Source organism: Dellaglioa sp. L3N (assembly GCF_054941095.1).
The window spans coordinates 1,741,796-1,758,325 of sequence record NZ_CM142928.1 but is presented as its reverse complement, the minus strand read 5'-3'; the positions used below and the strand labels follow the sequence as shown (position 1 = coordinate 1,758,325).

Annotated in this window: 13 protein-coding genes; 11 read left to right on the top strand and 2 right to left on the bottom strand. The window is 33.7% G+C overall.

All coding sequences use genetic code 11. From position 1 onward, the window contains the following. Positions 1–18: 18 nt before the first annotated feature. Positions 19–1,089: a GRP family sugar transporter gene (locus tag ACVPPR_RS09025; protein WP_462304221.1), complete on the top strand. Its 1,071-nt coding sequence runs from the start codon at positions 19–21 to the stop codon at positions 1,087–1,089. A gap of 174 nt (positions 1,090–1,263) precedes the next feature. Here ACVPPR_RS09025 and ACVPPR_RS09020 read toward each other — a convergent pair whose 3' ends face one another. After that, positions 1,264–1,629 carry a DUF805 domain-containing protein gene (locus tag ACVPPR_RS09020; RefSeq protein WP_462297930.1) on the bottom strand — a complete coding sequence of 122 codons (366 nt, stop codon included), beginning with the start codon at positions 1,627–1,629 and terminating at the stop codon, positions 1,264–1,266. A 308-nt stretch (positions 1,630–1,937) separates the two neighbouring features. Here ACVPPR_RS09020 and ACVPPR_RS09015 point away from each other — a divergent pair, with 308 nt between their 5' ends. From ACVPPR_RS09015 to ACVPPR_RS09000, 4 genes are all read left to right on the top strand, one after another. Continuing rightward, positions 1,938–3,752 (top strand): glycerophosphoryl diester phosphodiesterase membrane domain-containing protein, encoded by a 1,815-nt coding sequence (locus ACVPPR_RS09015; protein ID WP_462297932.1) that lies wholly within the window; start codon positions 1,938–1,940, stop codon positions 3,750–3,752. Positions 3,753–3,988: 236 nt separating this feature from the next. Further along, positions 3,989–4,861 carry an ROK family protein gene (locus ACVPPR_RS09010; protein WP_462304220.1) on the top strand — a complete coding sequence of 291 codons (873 nt, stop codon included), beginning with the start codon at positions 3,989–3,991 and terminating at the stop codon, positions 4,859–4,861. 13 nt (positions 4,862–4,874) lie between these two features. Continuing rightward, positions 4,875–5,759 (top strand): fructokinase ScrK, encoded by an 885-nt coding sequence (gene scrK / locus ACVPPR_RS09005; protein WP_462304219.1) that lies wholly within the window; start codon positions 4,875–4,877, stop codon positions 5,757–5,759. A gap of 15 nt (positions 5,760–5,774) precedes the next feature. Beyond that, positions 5,775–6,578 carry a Cof-type HAD-IIB family hydrolase gene (locus ACVPPR_RS09000; protein WP_462304218.1) on the top strand — a complete coding sequence of 268 codons (804 nt, stop codon included), beginning with the start codon at positions 5,775–5,777 and terminating at the stop codon, positions 6,576–6,578. A 58-nt stretch (positions 6,579–6,636) separates the two neighbouring features. Here ACVPPR_RS09000 and ACVPPR_RS08995 read toward each other — a convergent pair whose 3' ends face one another. Beyond that, complete coding sequence (locus tag ACVPPR_RS08995) at positions 6,637–7,038, bottom strand: pyridoxamine 5'-phosphate oxidase family protein (RefSeq protein WP_462297944.1); 402 nt, start codon at positions 7,036–7,038, stop codon at positions 6,637–6,639. Between the two features lie 197 nt (positions 7,039–7,235). Between ACVPPR_RS08995 and ACVPPR_RS08990 the strand changes: the two genes are divergently transcribed. From ACVPPR_RS08990 to nhaC, 6 genes are all read left to right on the top strand, one after another. After that, on the top strand, positions 7,236–7,787 hold the full coding sequence (locus ACVPPR_RS08990; RefSeq protein ID WP_462304217.1) for a PadR family transcriptional regulator: 552 nt from the start codon (positions 7,236–7,238) through the stop codon (positions 7,785–7,787). Beyond that, positions 7,784–9,355, top strand: coding sequence for an MFS transporter (locus ACVPPR_RS08985; protein ID WP_462304216.1), 1,572 nt, complete (start codon positions 7,784–7,786; stop codon positions 9,353–9,355). Before ACVPPR_RS08990 ends, ACVPPR_RS08985 begins: the two co-directional genes overlap by 4 nt. An 812-nt stretch (positions 9,356–10,167) precedes the next feature. Then, positions 10,168–11,430 carry a tyrosine--tRNA ligase gene (tyrS, locus tag ACVPPR_RS08980; protein WP_462304215.1) on the top strand — a complete coding sequence of 421 codons (1,263 nt, stop codon included), beginning with the start codon at positions 10,168–10,170 and terminating at the stop codon, positions 11,428–11,430. 306 nt (positions 11,431–11,736) lie between these two features. Continuing rightward, positions 11,737–13,578: a tyrosine decarboxylase gene (gene tdc, locus ACVPPR_RS08975; RefSeq protein ID WP_462304214.1), complete on the top strand. Its 1,842-nt coding sequence runs from the start codon at positions 11,737–11,739 to the stop codon at positions 13,576–13,578. 69 nt (positions 13,579–13,647) lie between these two features. Continuing rightward, positions 13,648–15,036, top strand: a complete 1,389-nt coding sequence (gene tyrP / locus ACVPPR_RS08970; RefSeq protein ID WP_462304213.1) for a tyrosine-tyramine antiporter — start codon at positions 13,648–13,650, stop codon at positions 15,034–15,036. 84 nt (positions 15,037–15,120) lie between these two features. Next, the gene (gene nhaC / locus ACVPPR_RS08965) at positions 15,121–16,494 is read left to right on the top strand and encodes a Na+/H+ antiporter NhaC (protein WP_462304212.1); all 1,374 of its coding nucleotides are present in this window, start codon (positions 15,121–15,123) and stop codon (positions 16,492–16,494) included. Positions 16,495–16,530 lie beyond the last annotated feature (36 nt).

The following is a 16,530-nucleotide window of genomic DNA, read 5'->3' as shown; positions in this document are numbered from 1 at the left end:
AATTGAAGGATAAAGATAATGGCAAAAATTATTACTGTTTTAGGATCAACTAATATTGATAAGGTTATTTCTGTACCACGTTTTGCAAAAAGCGGGGAAACTTTGCATACTTCAAATCATCAAATTGAAGCGATGGGTGGAAAAGGATTAAACCAAGGCGTTGCTGCTGCACGTTCTGGTGCAAAGACGAACATGATTACTAAAGTTGGTAAGGAATTTGATACTTCAAAAAATATGAATGTTGAAAATTTAAGTACTGATCATGTAATGGTTTCAGAAACTGAGGAGACAGGACAAGCTTATATTACTGTTTCAGCTGAAACAGGCGATAACATTATTCATATTTATGGTGGGGCTAATGCTGATATGACAGCTTCTGATGTACGTGCACACGCAGCTGCTATTGCTGAATCAGATTTTTTAATTACACAATTAGAAGTACCAATGGAAGCAGTTATTGAAGGTTTCAAGATTGCTCGTGAAAATGGTGTGAAAACGATTTTGAACCCAGCGCCAATGCCTGAAAATGGTAACTGGGGCCCAGTTTCATCAAAAACTTATGGATTTATGGCCGTTATCATTATCTTGATTGGTGCTTATTTAACTACTTATCAAGAAAAGAAATCTGCTGGTAATAAAGAATTATTGACAAAGGCAGTTGGTGTCTTATTAATTGCTCAAGTAGGTTACTCTCTCTATGGAATCCTCCCACAGTATACTAAAGGAACTGATGGGATGCATATGTTCTTAGCGCAAGCAATGGGTATGGCGGCCTTTGGATTGATTCTTGGACTTTATGAAGTAATGAAGAATAAGAATAATATCTTTTCACAAAGTATTACGTACAAACAAATTTTTTCAGGCTTCTTTTTTGCGATGGCAGCTTTGGGTTACTTAGTTTCTGCCCAACCTGCAATGCTTGGATTAGCAACTGGATTTGTTCTTTCTCAAGTATCGATTGTTGGTGCAACAATTTCAGGGATTCTTGTAATGCGGACTAAAAAAACAGGTAAGGAATGGTTAGTTATTGCAATTGGGTTGGTATTGATTGTGATTGCTGCTGCCGTAACGGTTTTCTTGAAGAATTAAATTATCATTTGAGTTGAATGGGAAAATTTTATGTTATTACTATATGTTGGTGAAGATGCAATTGAGAAATCTGTTAGTTAATAATAGATTTCTTTTTTTGTATTATCTTATAAAAAAACTGCTGCTAGCGATAGAATTCCTATCACCAACAACAGTTATTTTGGACCTAATAAATTAGCTCCAGCGATTTCCTTTTCCTGGTAAAACCATCAAAATTAAGAACCAGATGGTCCCAATTAATGGGATAATTTGAATGAAGATCCACCAACCCGAACGATCAGTATCATGTAAACGACGAACAGATACTGATAAATTCGCAAGCCATACTAGGAATACGACAATGTTTCTGCCAGTAGCAAAAGCAAGATCATTAAAATTGTAGATATCCGTTATAGGATGCCCCGCCAAAATTGTATAAATATTAACAATTAAAAAGCCTAGAATAGCATTAATAACAGCTGGCCACCAGAAGTCTGATCTATGTGCTGTATCGGAAAAATTAGTGATATTGTTCCAAAAATTTTTATATGATTCAATCATGATAATAATCCCCCTTTTTTAGTAAAGCTTTTAAAGTCATCATTATGGACTTATTAATAGTTAACTATAAAAAATTAAATATTAGTATTTAAATATAGTTTACTATTTTACGTTTTGTAAGTATATTAATATGCTTTACTAATAGTATCATTGGGCATTTTAGATAAGTATAAGAAGCCAGTTGTTAAACTGATTAACATTAATAACTGATTAATATAATAACTATTATAAGAGCTATTATAAATGTTAAAAAATAAGTTTGTGATATTATATAAGGTATCTATTAAATATCTGATTGGAGGATGGTCATGCGTCGAACATTGCATTTTTTAAATCAAAGTTATCGAGTCTTTTTTCGTCACTGGATGTTATATCTTTTTTTAGTAATAGGAACTAATTTTGTTTTAGCACAAATTATTCAGCCAATATTAACGTTCTTGATGGGTAAAATTCTGAGTAGCAACCACGTTGAATATTTAACTTATACCAATCTTGTCTCTGTACTTACACATCAGCCAATACTGCTGATTGAACTGATTCTAGTAGTGTTAATTATTTTAGGAATTGTTTACGTTCAGATGGCTTTCATGATCAGAAGTATTCGATCGATTCGTTATGATTTAAAAATTGGATATAAAGTTCTATTAAAAGAATCTATTCATGACGTTCTTGCGTTACGTCCCATGACTACACTGCTTGTAACTTGGTACTTTGTCTTGGTTTTACCATTTGGAGAAGTTTTATTTAAATCTTCTTTATTGAGTAAAGTAACGATTCCCGACTTTATAATCCAAGATATGTGGACAAGCCCCAAGATATGGGGTCCGATACTAGTCGTTTATGGATTAGCTTTTTTCTTTTCTATACGTTTAATTAGTTTTTTACCAACCTTACTATTTAGTTCAGAAAAAAGAACGGGTCGGCTCATTAAATTAAGTTGGGATGCGTCTCGTGGAAGATTTGTTGTTACCTTAATTAAGGCCTTAACTATTACGATGTCTGTAGCTATTTTAGCTGCAATTAGTCAAACGGGTTTATATTTAATTCAAAATTATGTGGATAACCATTTTCAAAATCAGGCATTGCCAATAGCTGTATTTAATTTATTATTGTTAGAATTTGTTGGACAAATTATTCTTGCTTTGAGTGTTACTTTATTGTTAGGTATTGCTTTGGATATTTTTGAACGCCACCAGCCACAATTAGAGCCTATTCAAAAAAATGATTCTAAAAAGAAACGATTGACATGGCTTCGGAAAATAGGTGTCGTTGTTGTTATTTTATTAATTGCAGGTGCCGCTTCTGCTTATAATTTTGTTTATTTGAAAGGACTTTTAGATGATTATCCAGCCCTTATTTCGCATAGAGGGGTGGATAATGAAAATGGGGTACAAAATACTATACCAGCTTTAGAAAAAACGTCTGCTGAGAAACCTGACTATGTTGAGATGGATATTCAAGAGACAAAAGATCGACAATTTGTCGTGATGCATGACCCTAACTTGAAAGCCTTGGCAGGTGTTAACCGCAATGTTCATGATCTGACATTGGCTGAATTAACAGCACTAACGGTTAGTGAAAATGGTTATTCGGCTAAAATTCCGAGTTTTGATCACTATTTAAAGGCAGCTGAACGATACCATCAAAAATTATTAGTTGAAATTAAGGTGTCTCCACAAGATAGTCCAAATATGACTAAAAATTTTGTGGAAAAATATCAAAAAAGATTACTGGCTAATAAAGATCGTATTCATTCTTTAAGTTATGATGTCGTTTCACAGATAAAAAAACAGGCACCAAAACTCTACACTAGTTTTATAATACCGTACAATATTTCTTTCCCAGAAACGCCAGCAAATGCGTATACAATGGAAGCAACAACTTTAAATGATTCGTTTGTGAGCCAAGCGCATAAGCAAAATCAAGATGTCTATGCTTGGACTGTGAATGATGAAAACGTTATGCAAAGTATGCTATTTATGGGTGTTGATGGGATTATTACGGATGATTTAAGTACGCTTAAACAAGTTGTTCAATCTAATAATGATCATCCAAGTTTTGCAAGTAAACTTTCGTTATTTTCGAACCAATTATCTGGGTTTAGTACGGCAGATGAAAACTAAAGATTAACTGTTGTTTGTGAAGATGAAATTAAGCTTGGATATGCAAAAAAATCGTAGCATAAATAAAATTTAAGTATAAATTAGAATCGTGAGGGACCTCTTTCTTTTGGGCTAGTTAGTCATAAAAGAAAATGAAGGTCCTTTTTAGGATTATCATTTCGTTGCAACCGTTTACACTAGTGACCTTGAATGCTATTCTATTAAGGTATGAATAAAGATGATTGAGGTGACAGTTAGTGGAAAATGGATTATTAGTTTTAGATATTGGTGGCACATCGATTAAACGGGGATATTGGGTGAATGATGAGCTTGTAACCTTGGATGGGGTGAGGACACCAGAGACATGGGATGAAATGAAATCTATGATCAAGAAGTGGTGTCAAGAAGTTCCGTTTGATTTAAAAGGTTTAGCAATCAGTGCTCCTGGATCAGTTGATGTTGAATCAGGAATTATTTATGGACTGAGTGCCATACCGTATATTCATAGGTTTCCGATAAGGGATGAACTTGCTGGAGTAATAGGCAAGCCAGTATCGATTCAAAATGATGCTAATTGTGTGGCGCTTGCTGAAGTTTGGCGTGGGAATGCTAAAGACGTTGATGACAGTGCTTTTATGATTCTTGGAACTGGTGTTGGTGGCGCAATTGTGAATAATCGAAAATTACATCCCGGGGCACATTTATTTGGTGGGGAATACGGGAACTCGGTTATTAACTTTAAAACGGGTGAAACATTAAGCCAATTAGCGAGTCCTGTCAATATGGCTACACGATTTAATGAGAAAAATAAGACAAATTTGTCGGGCGAAGAAATATTTATAAAGTCAGATTCAGGTGATGTACATGCCAAAGAGGTAATTGAAGACATGTACCAAGCGATTGCCATTGGTATTTATAATCTTGCTGTAACATTTGATCCAGATAGAATCTTAATTGGTGGTGGCATTTCGCGTCGCGCTGGATTAGTTTCTGAAATTAAAAAGTTTGTTGATCGAATTTTAATTAGTCATGAATTTACTGACTTGAAAGTTGATATTCAAGCTTGTCATTTTCAAGATGAAGCTAATTTAGTCGGGGCTGTTTATCAATATCAGTTAAATAATGGATAGGGGAGCGTACATAATGACAAAAGATTTATTTGGGAGTATTGAGGCTGGCGGGACTAAGTTTGTTTGTGCCGTGGGTGATGAAATTAATGGTGTTAAAGAACAAGTGACATTTCCAACAACGACACCAGTAGAGACCCTTGATCAGACGGTCGCATTTTTTGAAAAATTTCCTGAACTAAAGGCACTGGCAATTGGTTCTTTTGGTCCAATTGAATTGCGTCAAGAATCTGCTAAATATGGTTATGTCACAACAACACCAAAAAAAGGGTGGACGGATACTAATTTTTTAGGTTACTTAAAAAAACGTTTTTCATTTCCAATCGCTTTTACGACGGATGTTAATTCATCAGCCTATGGTGAATATGTGTCAGCAAAGAAAGCAAAACAAAAAGTTGATTCATTGGTTTATTATACGTTTGGAACAGGTGTTGGCGCGGGAGCCATCGTAAATGGTAAAATGTTGGGGACAATTGGTCATCCAGAAATGGGACACGTATTTGTTAAACGCCATCCAGATGATGTTGATTTTGAAGGCGTTTGTCCTTATCATAAAGATTGTTTAGAAGGATTAGCAGCTGGACCAACGTTTGAAGCACGGACAGGGAAAAAGGGCCAATTTATTCCGCTGACTGAACCAGTTTGGGATATCGTTGCATACTATGTTGCGCAGGCTGCAGTACAACAAACTTTAATTTTGCGTCCAAATAAGATAGTCTTTGGAGGTGGTATTATGAGTGAGGCCTTTTTAATGAAAGTTCGTGAACAATTCAAAGGGTTATTGAACGGATATGTTGATGTTCCTAATTTGGAAGAATACATCACAATGCCTATGAGTGAGGGTAATGGCTCAGCTACGTTAGGTAACTTTGCTTTAGCATTGAAAGAATATAATAAATAGGAGTGTACAGCCACTATGATTAAAATTATCGCATCAGATATGGACGGCACATTATTAAATAATGAAAATAGTATTTCTGAGGGTAATGTAGCAGCTATTAAAAAGGCTCAAGCGTTAGGCGTCACTTTTGTTGTTGCAACCGGACGGAGTTACGATGAAGTCAAACCATTGATTGATGCAGCTGGTATCAGCGCGCCAATGATTAATTTTAATGGGGGTGCGACAACCACTGAGGCAGGAGAACAAATTCATGGTTTTCCAATTGCAAAAGAAGAGGCACAAAGTCTTATTAAGTTCTTGAAAGAAGAGCAAGCCTTTTTTAAAGTGATGACATCAAATGGTGTTTATTCAGATGATCCACTTAGATATGATGAAGCTGTTGTAAAGTTACAATTAAGCCCCATTCATTATGTAGATGATTATAGTGAAATTATTACGGATTCAGAGTTAGATTTATTTAAATTTCTTATTCGAAAAACTGACGAATCGGATGATTTATCAGTGATTAAAAGAAAAATTGAAGAAACGACTTCACTTGTTGTAACGTCTTCAGGAGATAATAATCTTGAAGTTAATCATAGTAACGCACAAAAAGGAATTGCGCTAAAACGTTTTGCAGATGATCTGGGTGTGCCAATGTCAGAAGTAATGGCAATTGGGGATAATCTGAATGATATCTCAATGTTGAAGGCTGTAGGTGTCAGTTATGCAATGGAGAATGGCCATCAAGAAAATAAAGATGTTGCCAACCATCGTGCAAAAACGAATGCAGAAGATGGTGTTGGATTAGCTATTTTAGAACAATTAGCTCAGGATTAAAAAAATAAAAGGACTAAATCCCATGTTTTACGGGATTTAGTCCTTTTTCATATAAAAGTTAATCAGCGATTAAGTCGCCAGCAGTTGGACCAGCATCTAATTTGTAAATGCGTTCAATATCAATCACTACTGCGTAATGTGTTTCTGGTAAATGACGTTCTTGTCCGAATGCAACAGCATCATCAAAAATGTCACCAGAATTAATTAAGTGTGCTGTGCCTTCAAAACGAAATCCTTTTAGATTAGGACGATCAACAACGGCAACAGCGGCATGACCATTATCTTGAAGGTTGTGTAAGGCTTGTTTTGCCGTTTCTTCATTGTAAATTAAATGAGTATCATCAAAAACACGCATTGATCCTTTAGGACCAACTTGTGGAAGTCCATTTTCATCTGCGGTTGAGAGAAAATTGAGTTGTTCCGAAATCATTTTCTTCATATCTTCTGTTAATTTTACCATTGTAAGATCTCCTTATTTATTAAATTATTGTACCTTAAACTTAGCATAATAAAAAAATATTGGCAAAGAATCAGTCTTGTAAGCGGATAAATGAATTAAGAGATAAAAAAACTTGCAAATAGGTCTAAAAGTACTATACTTATATAAGTCTAATAGACAGGTCTAAAAGAACGATTGGAGAAAGGATTTAAATTATTATGTATGAATTATTAATTCTATCAGCATTGATGAGTCGAAATATGTCGGGATACAAAATCCGTTTGATATTGGAGAATGCAATGTCGCCAAGAAGAAAAATATCAAATGGTATTTTATATCCTGTTTTGGATAAATTAGAAGTTAAAGGGTATATTGGGTTTGACGAAGATAAAGATTCGCGTGGCACTAAAATCGCACATATTACTGAACTAGGACGCGGCTATTTCCAAGAATTAATGGAAAAACCGGTTGTTCATGATTCGAAATGGGATGATACCTATCGATTTAAAATGCGCGGGATGAATTATATTAGTGCGGTAGATCAAATGACCATTTTACAGGATTATTTTAATGAACTAGATGATGATTTACATGTTTATATTGTTGTTAAACAACATTTAACGGATCTAAGGGAAGCCAATCCAACTGTTGAGGATTACTATCAATGGCAGATACGGTCAACTGATTTTGTAATGGCAATTCTTGAAACAAAGATGGATTGGCTTCAAACACAAATAAATGAGATACAGAAAATGGAGAATAAAAGATGAAAAAAGAAACAAATCGCTGGGTAGCTTTATTCGCTATGAGTTTAGGTATTTTTATGGGACTTCTAGATGTCACAGTAGTGAACGTTGCATTGCCAAGTATGGCCATTGATTTTAAAACCACCTTTAGTAATTTACAATGGATTTTAAATGCTTATACGTTAATGTTCGCAGTCAGTTTATTAATTGTCTCAAAATTAGGGGATATGTTTGGTCGGAAAAAAATATTTATTGTAAGTATGATCATATTTACAATCGCATCAGTTGTGAATGGGCTAGCACAAAATTTGCTTGTTCTAGATATTGGTCGAGCCGTTCAAGCAATAGGTGGCTCAGGCATGATGAGTTTATCAATGGCATTGGTGGCCTCTAACTTTTCAGGACGTGAACGTGGGACCGCACTGGGTATTTTAGGTTCAGTTATTGGCTTTTCAACAGCAATCGGACCTTTAGTTGGTGGCTTCTTGGTTGAAAACTTTGGTTGGCCTTCAATTTTCTTTGTTAATTTACCAGTTGGGATTATTGCGGTTTACTTGGTTTTCAGAAATGTAAAAGAAACACCTGCATATGGCGCTGGAGAATCAATTGATTTTATGGGTATGATTCTTTCAGCAACTGGATTGTTCTCTGGTATATATGGGTTAATTCAAAAAGAACAACACATGCATTGGGCATGGACAGATATGCGCGTTATGGGATGGTTAATCGCTTCAATTTTAATTTTAGCAGTCTTCGTTTTTGTGGAATTAAAAGTTAAATCACCGATGATGAATTTAAAATTATTAACGAATCGTCATTTTGTAGGGGTCATTATTCTAGCCTTTACACTTGGTGCGGGTATTTTTGCATTAGCTGCTTACCAAACGAGTTTGATGCAAAATTATATGGGTTACTCGGCTTTCTCTACTGGATTGCATCAATTACCAATGAGTTTATGGTCGCTTGTTATCGGGCCTTTTACGGGTGCTCTGGGGTACAAGTTCGGTAAAAAATGGATGATTGCATTTGGATTTATCATTGCCTCACTAGGTTTATTTACGTTTAGCCAAGTGACAACAACTGATTTTACTTATATGCAATTATTGCCCCTTCTTGTTTTAACAGGATTAGGGAATGCAATCATTAATCCAATGATTAATACGGCGGCTATGGATAATATTAATCCTAAAGAAATTGGGATGGCATCTGGCTTACTAAATGTTTTCCGTCAAATTGGTATTACAGTAGGGGTTGTTATCCTTGGGTTAGCACAAACTAAAGCCTATGAATCAAGCCTAGCAACAGGATTCAGTGCCAGCCAGCTACCTAATGCAGCATCGAATGGTATTCATCAAGCCTTAGTCAACGCAGGTGCTTTTTCTGGGCACATGGTTGCATGGAGCCAAAAGATGATTGCGACGCCTTATGCTGATAAGGTTCAAAGTATTGTACTAACGGCATTTGATAAGGGTATGATTCAGGTTGTCTTAACCGCATTAGTTATTATGATTATTGGAATTTTAGCAGCTGTTTTCTTATTAAGAGAGACAAAAAGTGTTGACCAGAAATTGGAAGTGCAACAAAAAAGTTAGACATTTAAATATTTTTAATTGGAAGGTGTATTGCTAAAAAATTTTGATACAAATATAAATAACTTTAAAATTAATGTGTATGTTTTTTATTTTATTGGCATTGAGTGAGTACCAAAATAATAGAGTACAAATTATTATTAATATTGGACTATTCGGTTTAGAAAGTAGTATTTATTAACAATAATTATTTTCTAAATTAATAGAATATGCATAAATAAGCTAATTTCATCGAAATATAAATGATTAAAAGTGCACAAGCAAGACTATATAAAAATAATTAAATATACAAATTAAATACATTTAATTGTATAAATAATTAAATGTGTAATTAAATTTCATTAAATTAATTGCGTAATTTTCATAATTGGTATAGGTATGAGTAATAGCTATTTTTAATGATTAATTTAAAATTTTGATGTGCAATAAATTTGATTTGAAATAAGTGAAAAATTTAAAAAATTAGAATTGTAATTATTGTTTTTTTAAAATTAAAAAAATTTAATGTAAATGTTTGACATTCTCATAATATAGATTTATAGTATAGCCATAGATAAGAAATACGGTTACAAGAAAAGTAGTTAACATGTTTTCTGCTCAGAAAGATATCGGATAATGTGAGATATCAAAACTTTGTTAATGAATTACATCTTGGGTAAAATACCGCGGGTCACTTTCGTTAACAAGTGTAATGAAGTGGTACGTACAACTAGGTTGGCGTGCAATTAGGGTGGTAACACGGTGTATTCGTCCCTTTGACTGGTAGCAGTCGAAGGGGCTTTTTTTGTATAAAAAATTATTAGGAGGATACTAAAATGACAAATAATATTATTAATGAATTAACATGGCGTGATGCTGTAAATCAGCAAACAGATGCGGAAGGTCTAGCAAAATTGGTTTCAGGTAAAAAAATATCATTGTACTGTGGGGTAGATCCTACTGGTGGAAGTATGCATATTGGACATTTAATTCCTTTTATGATGATGAAAAGATTTCAGTTAATGGGTCATCATCCTATAATTTTAATAGGAGGAGGAACAGGTACTATTGGGGATCCTAGTGGTCGAAAAACTGAAAGACAGCTGCAGACTATTGAACAAGTTCAAGAAAATGTTGATAGTTTATCGAAACAAATGAAAAAGCTTTTTGGAGCCGGAGCTGATATTCGTATGGTTAATAACCGTGATTGGTTAAAAGATATTTCTTTATTAGATTTTCTGAGAGATTACGGAAAGAATTTTAATGTAAATACAATGTTAGCTAAGGATATTGTAGCAAGTCGTCTAGAAGGTGGAATCTCGTTCACCGAGTTTACATACCAAATTCTTCAGTCAATTGATTTTAAACACTTACACGATACAATGGATGTTCAACTTCAAATTGGTGGTGCTGATCAGTGGGGAAATATTACCAGTGGTATAGATTTAATTCATAAGGTTGAAGGGTCAGATGAGCCTGTTTTTGGATTAACTATTCCGCTTATGTTAAAAGCAGATGGTACTAAGTTTGGCAAGACTGCTGGAGGTGCAATTTGGCTTGATCCGAAAAGAACTTCACCTTTTGAATTTTACCAATTTTGGTTAAACCAAGATGACAGAGATGTTTTAAAATACTTAAAATTCTTTACCTTCTTGGATGAGGAAACAATTAATGAATTAGGCCGTAAATTGGTGTCTGAACCTGAAAAAAGAGCTGCTCAATTAGCTCTAGCTTCTGAAGTTACGAGATTTGTTCATGGTGATGCAGAATTGAAAGAAGCTGAAAAAATAACTAAAGTTCTTTTTTCAGGAGATATTCGCAAATTAAGTGTCGCTGAATTGGAAGTTGCATTCGAAAAAATGCCTAAAATTTCTGTTGATGCTGAGTCTAAAAATATTGTTAATTGGTTGGTTGATACAGGTGTTGTGGATTCTAAACGTCAAGCGCGCGAAGATGTCACTAATGGGGCAATATCAATTAATGGAGATAAAATAACGGAATTAGATTTTATTGTTAATCCGAGTGCTAATTTTGAAGGTAAATTAGTTATCACAAAACGTGGTAAGAAAAATTACTTTGTCGCGGAAATTTCTAAATAGTATCAACTTAAATAGTTTATAGAATGAATATCATTTTGACATGACATTCCTATAAAAAAACCAATGGGAAGCTAATTTATATTTAGCTTCTTTTTTATATGAATAAAAATTCATTTTTTATATAATTTTATTGTGTTTTTTTTAAAAGTGTTAGCATGAAAGGGTAATCACAAGGGAGTTAAGGCAAACGGTTTGATATAAAATGTAATTGATGAATGCAATATAAAGCGCATACATTACAATTTGTATTTCCATTGGTTGGTCGTTTGTTAAAATTTCTCAAAAAAAATTTGGAGGTTATATGTCATGTCAAAAGATTCTATGGATTTGAAAGCCTTATTTATTGGTGATAAGGGAGAAAATGCCAGTTTATATAAGGAAATGTTGAATAAATTGGTGGACGAACATGTTGGATGGCGTCAAAATTATATGCCACAAGATATGCCTGTTATTTCGGAGGAAGATAAACAAACAGAGGGATTTACGTCTTCTGTGAATAAGATGAAGAGCGTTTTAGATGAGGTATCATCAAAATTACGTTCAGAATCAGTTCCATGGCACACAGCGGGTCGTTACTTAGGTCATATGAATACTGAAACGCTAATGCCTGCTATTCTTGCATATCAATTTGCAATGTTATGGAATGGTAATAATGTTGCTTATGAATCATCACCTGCAACTTCACAAATGGAAGAAGAAGTTGGAGCTGAATTTGCTCAATTATTAGGATTAAAAAATGGATGGGGACATATAGTTGCGGATGGATCTTTAGCAAATCTTGAAGGTTTATGGTATGCACGTAATATGAAATCTCTTCCATTAGCAATTTCTGAAGTTGTACCAGACGTAGTTTCTGGTAAAACAGAGTGGGAATTGTTAAATATGAGAATGGAAGATGTCTTAGATATTTTAGACAACGTTACGGATGAACAATTTGATGAAATAAAGACTAAGTCAGCCCGTAGTGGTAAAAATCTTTCTAAGTTAGGAAAATGGTTAGTTCCTCAAACAAAACATTATTCTTGGTTAAAAGCAGCTGATATTATTGGTATTGGATTGGATCAAGTTGTACCTATTCCTGTTGATAATAGTTATCGTATTGATGTAAAAGAATTGGAGAGCTTAGTTCGAAGTCTTGCAGCTGATAAAACACCAATATTAGGTGTTGTAGGTGTTGTAGGTTCTACAGAAGAAGGCGCAGTGGATCCAATTCATGAAATTGTTAAATTGAGAGAGAAACTATTTAAGGAAAATATTTATTTCTATATTCATGCGGATGCTGCATATGGTGGCTACGCGCGCTCAATTTTCTTGGATGAGAATAATGAAGTTATTCCTTATGAGAAGCTGAAAGACACATATAAGGAATATAATATTTTTAATTCTGATGTAACAATTAAGCGTGATGTGTATGATGCATTCGTTGCGATTGGTGAATGTGAATCTGTAACGATTGATCCACATAAAATGGGATATATTCCATATTCTGCTGGTGGTATTGGAATTAAAGATATTAGGATGCGTAATATTATTTCTTACTTTGCAACATATGTTTTTGAAAAGAATTCAGTAGCACCATCAATGCTGGGTGCATATATTCTTGAAGGATCAAAAGCTGGAGCTACTGCCGCCGCTGTTTGGGCAGCTCACCATGTATTGCCATTAAATGTTTCTGGTTATGGTAAGTTGATTGGTGCAAGTATAGAATCAGCAACTAGATTCTATAAATTTTTAAGTGATTTAGAATTCAATATAAGAGGACATAAAATTAAGGTAACACCTTTGATTAATCCCGATTTCAATATGGTTGATTACACATTTAATGAAGTTGGTAATACTGATTTAACGATTATGAATAAATTAAATCATGATTTTTATGATCAAGCATCATTTGTAACGGGGAGTTTGTATAGTAATGAATTTATGACATCACATACTGACTTTGCAATTCCAGATTATGGTAATAGCCCATTTAAGTATGTTTCTGGTCTTGGGTTTAGTAAAACAGAGTGGGAAAAAGTAGGAAAAGTAACAGTTTTAAGAGCTTCTGTTATGACGCCATATTTAAATAATGATAAGGTTGCTGATGAGTACTTTAATAAAATAAAATTAGCAATGAAATCTAAATTGGAAAATATTTTAGAATAATATTTTAGTTAAAGGTTCACTTTTTGATGTGGGTCTTTAACTTTTTGTTTAAAAAGGAGAGGTGTTAAAATGTCAGATACAACTAAAAAAATTGGTTTAGGTACATTTGTTGGGATGACTATGGCGCTTTGCGCAACAGTTAGAAGTATTCCAACGCTCGCTGCTGTTGGTTGGACTTTAATTTCATTTTCATTATTCGCTATCATTTTTTTTGCTGGACCAATTTCAATTGTTTCCGGTGAATTGTCAACAATGTATCCTCAAGCTGGAGGCCCACAATTATGGGTAAAAAAAGCTCTAGGTGAAAAATGGGGTTTTGTAGTAGCATGGTTATTATGGGTTCAAATGTTTCCAGGGATGGTAATGGTGGCTTCAACTATTGGCCCACTGTTAGGAAATACTTTTGGAAACATTAGTTTGGGCGCAAATCATTGGTTTAATTTATTTTGTATTCTGTTCTTTTATTGGATAGTTACATTATTGAATATAAAATTTGATATGGCTAAAGTAGGTGGAAGTATCGGTGTTTGGCTTGGTGTCTATATTCCAGTGGCGGTAATGTTCATACTTGGATTTGCATCATTAGCAAAAATGGGTATTAACGCAAATGGGTATCTTGGAGCATTTTCATGGGCAAAAGTTATTCCTAGTTTAAAAAATTTAGATACACTAAAATATTTGGCAGGGATTTCATTTATTTTTGTTGGAATTGAAATGTCATCGGTATATATTCCCAAATTAAAAGATGCAACTAAAAACTATACAAAAGGTGTATTTATTGCATTGATTGGTTTAGTTTTGTTAAATGTATTAAATGCGTTGACAGTTGCAAATGTTGTTCCAGCAGGTAAAATGGAATTAGCAAACATTACACAACCTATCTTGCTTTACTGTCAAGTATTAGGATTACCAACAATTATTGCTAATATATTTAGTTTTATGGTATTTATTGGTGTGATGTTGCAATTATCTGCGTGGGTTACGGGTCCTTCAGCAACAATTATTCAAGTTGCAAAAGATGGATTACTTCCCGAAAAATTTGGATATACTAAAGTTAATAAATATGGTGTTTCCAAAAATGTTGTGTTAACACAATCAATTGTTATTTCTTGTTTTGCGTTATTGTATGGATTTATTTCAGACGTAAATGCGGTGTTCTTAATTTTAACGAATGCTACAACGGTTATTTATAGTGTTGTGTACGTACTGATTGCAATTGCTTTAATTAAATTGAGACATACTCAACCAGATATAGAACGTCCTTACCGTATTGGAAAATCAGGTAACGGGTTGGCCTATGTTGTAGCTGCAATGTTATTATTTGCAATATTTATTGTAGTTTTAGCAACATTAATTTCATCAACTGCATTAAACGGATTTTTAGTTGCGGCTGTAACAATAGTATTCTTAATACCACCATTTTTAATATATGCAAGAACTAAAAAGAATGATAAATAACTTGTAACGGAAAAGTGCGCTTCACTTATGATACTAAAGGTGTAGCGGGCTTTTTTTATGTGATAATAATTGGAGGTATGCAAAATGAAAAAATATAAGATCTCATTTGTTGAGGCACTAGGGGTATTAATTGTTATATTTGGAATTTTGAGTTATTTTATTATCGGACAACAAATGACACCACATGTACCAATTTTATTGGCTTTTACAGTTTTGATGTTTTATGGAAAAATTAAAGGGTTTTCATGGGATGAAATACATGATGGTATTGTGGAAGGTGTGAAACCTGGTATAATTCCAATAATTATTTTCCTTCTAATAGGGGTTCTTGTAGCGTCTTGGATTGCAGCGGGAACAATACCAACTATAATGGTTTTTGGCTTTAAAATTATTTCAGTAAGATGGTTTCTACCAACAGTTTTTGTAACGTGTTCTATTGTTGGATTAACAGTTGGTAGCTCATTTACGACAATTTCAACTATCGGTATTGCATTTTTGGGTATTGGTGGTATTCTTGGATATAATTCAGCGATGACTACTGGTGCTATTGTATCAGGAGCATTTCTGGGGAATAATATATCGCCATTATCAGATACAACAAATTTGGCATCAGGTATTGGTAGGGTTAATCTTTTTGATCATATAAAAAATGAATTTTGGACTGTCGTTCCAGCTGCAATTATTTCTTTAGTTGGATTCGTAGTAATTGGTAGGATGCCACAAGGAAGTAGTTTAGGAAAAATAGCTGAAATGAGTAAAATTTTGGAAAATCATTTTTGGGTTTCTCCTATTACACTTTTGCCGGTGCTTATTTTACTTATTTTTGCTTGGAAAAAGGTACCGGCTATACCTACGTTGCTTACTGGATCTATCGTTGCAATAGGGTTAAATATTATTAATAGCTCTCATATTACGGCGGCAAGGATAGGCTATATTGTGATGAATGGGTACGTTGCTCACACAGGATCAAAAGACATTGATAGTTTGCTCACACGTGGGGGGATTACTAGTATGTTGGGTTCTGTGAGTCTTATTATTCTGGCACTCGCGTTGGGAGGTCTGCTAGTTAAATTTAAGATTGTAACGACGTTAATAAATAAATTATCAAAATATGTAAATAATATTGGTCGCCTTATCTTGGTAACTGCGATTAGTTCAATTGGTATTAATTTTTTGATTGGTGAACAATATTTATCAATAATTTTGCCTGGTGAAACATTTAAAGAAACTTTTGAAAAAAATAATATTGATAAAAAATATTTAACTAGAACACTGGCAGATGCTGGAGCTGCTGTTAATTCACTTGTTCCATGGGGAGTTAGCGGGACATTTATTTCTGGTGCATTGAAAATAAATCCATTCGAATTTTTACCATATGCATTCTTTCCAATTTTGTGTCCAATAATAACTATTTTAACTGGATATATTGTTTTAAAACCAAAATATAAAAATTTTTGAACATAAATAATAATTTAAAAAGGAGTTTCAATATGA

Excerpts from the sequence above, each read along its gene's own strand:
- ACVPPR_RS09020 (WP_462297930.1), bottom strand. The coding sequence starts at position 1,629 with ATGATTGAATCATATAAAAATTTTTGGAACAATATCACTAATTTTTCC.
- scrK (WP_462304219.1), top strand. The coding sequence starts at position 4,875 with ATGACAAAAGATTTATTTGGGAGTATTGAGGCTGGCGGGACTAAGTTT.
- ACVPPR_RS08995 (WP_462297944.1), bottom strand. The coding sequence starts at position 7,038 with ATGGTAAAATTAACAGAAGATATGAAGAAAATGATTTCGGAACAACTC.
- nhaC (WP_462304212.1), top strand. The coding sequence starts at position 15,121 with ATGAAAAAATATAAGATCTCATTTGTTGAGGCACTAGGGGTATTAATT.
- tyrS (WP_462304215.1), top strand. The coding sequence starts at position 10,168 with ATGACAAATAATATTATTAATGAATTAACATGGCGTGATGCTGTAAAT.
- ACVPPR_RS09015 (WP_462297932.1), top strand. The coding sequence starts at position 1,938 with ATGCGTCGAACATTGCATTTTTTAAATCAAAGTTATCGAGTCTTTTTT.
- tyrP (WP_462304213.1), top strand. The coding sequence starts at position 13,648 with ATGTCAGATACAACTAAAAAAATTGGTTTAGGTACATTTGTTGGGATG.
- ACVPPR_RS09000 (WP_462304218.1), top strand. The coding sequence starts at position 5,775 with ATGATTAAAATTATCGCATCAGATATGGACGGCACATTATTAAATAAT.
- ACVPPR_RS09025 (WP_462304221.1), top strand. The coding sequence starts at position 19 with ATGGCAAAAATTATTACTGTTTTAGGATCAACTAATATTGATAAGGTT.
- ACVPPR_RS08985 (WP_462304216.1), top strand. The coding sequence starts at position 7,784 with ATGAAAAAAGAAACAAATCGCTGGGTAGCTTTATTCGCTATGAGTTTA.
- ACVPPR_RS08990 (WP_462304217.1), top strand. The coding sequence starts at position 7,236 with ATGTATGAATTATTAATTCTATCAGCATTGATGAGTCGAAATATGTCG.
- tdc (WP_462304214.1), top strand. The coding sequence starts at position 11,737 with ATGTCAAAAGATTCTATGGATTTGAAAGCCTTATTTATTGGTGATAAG.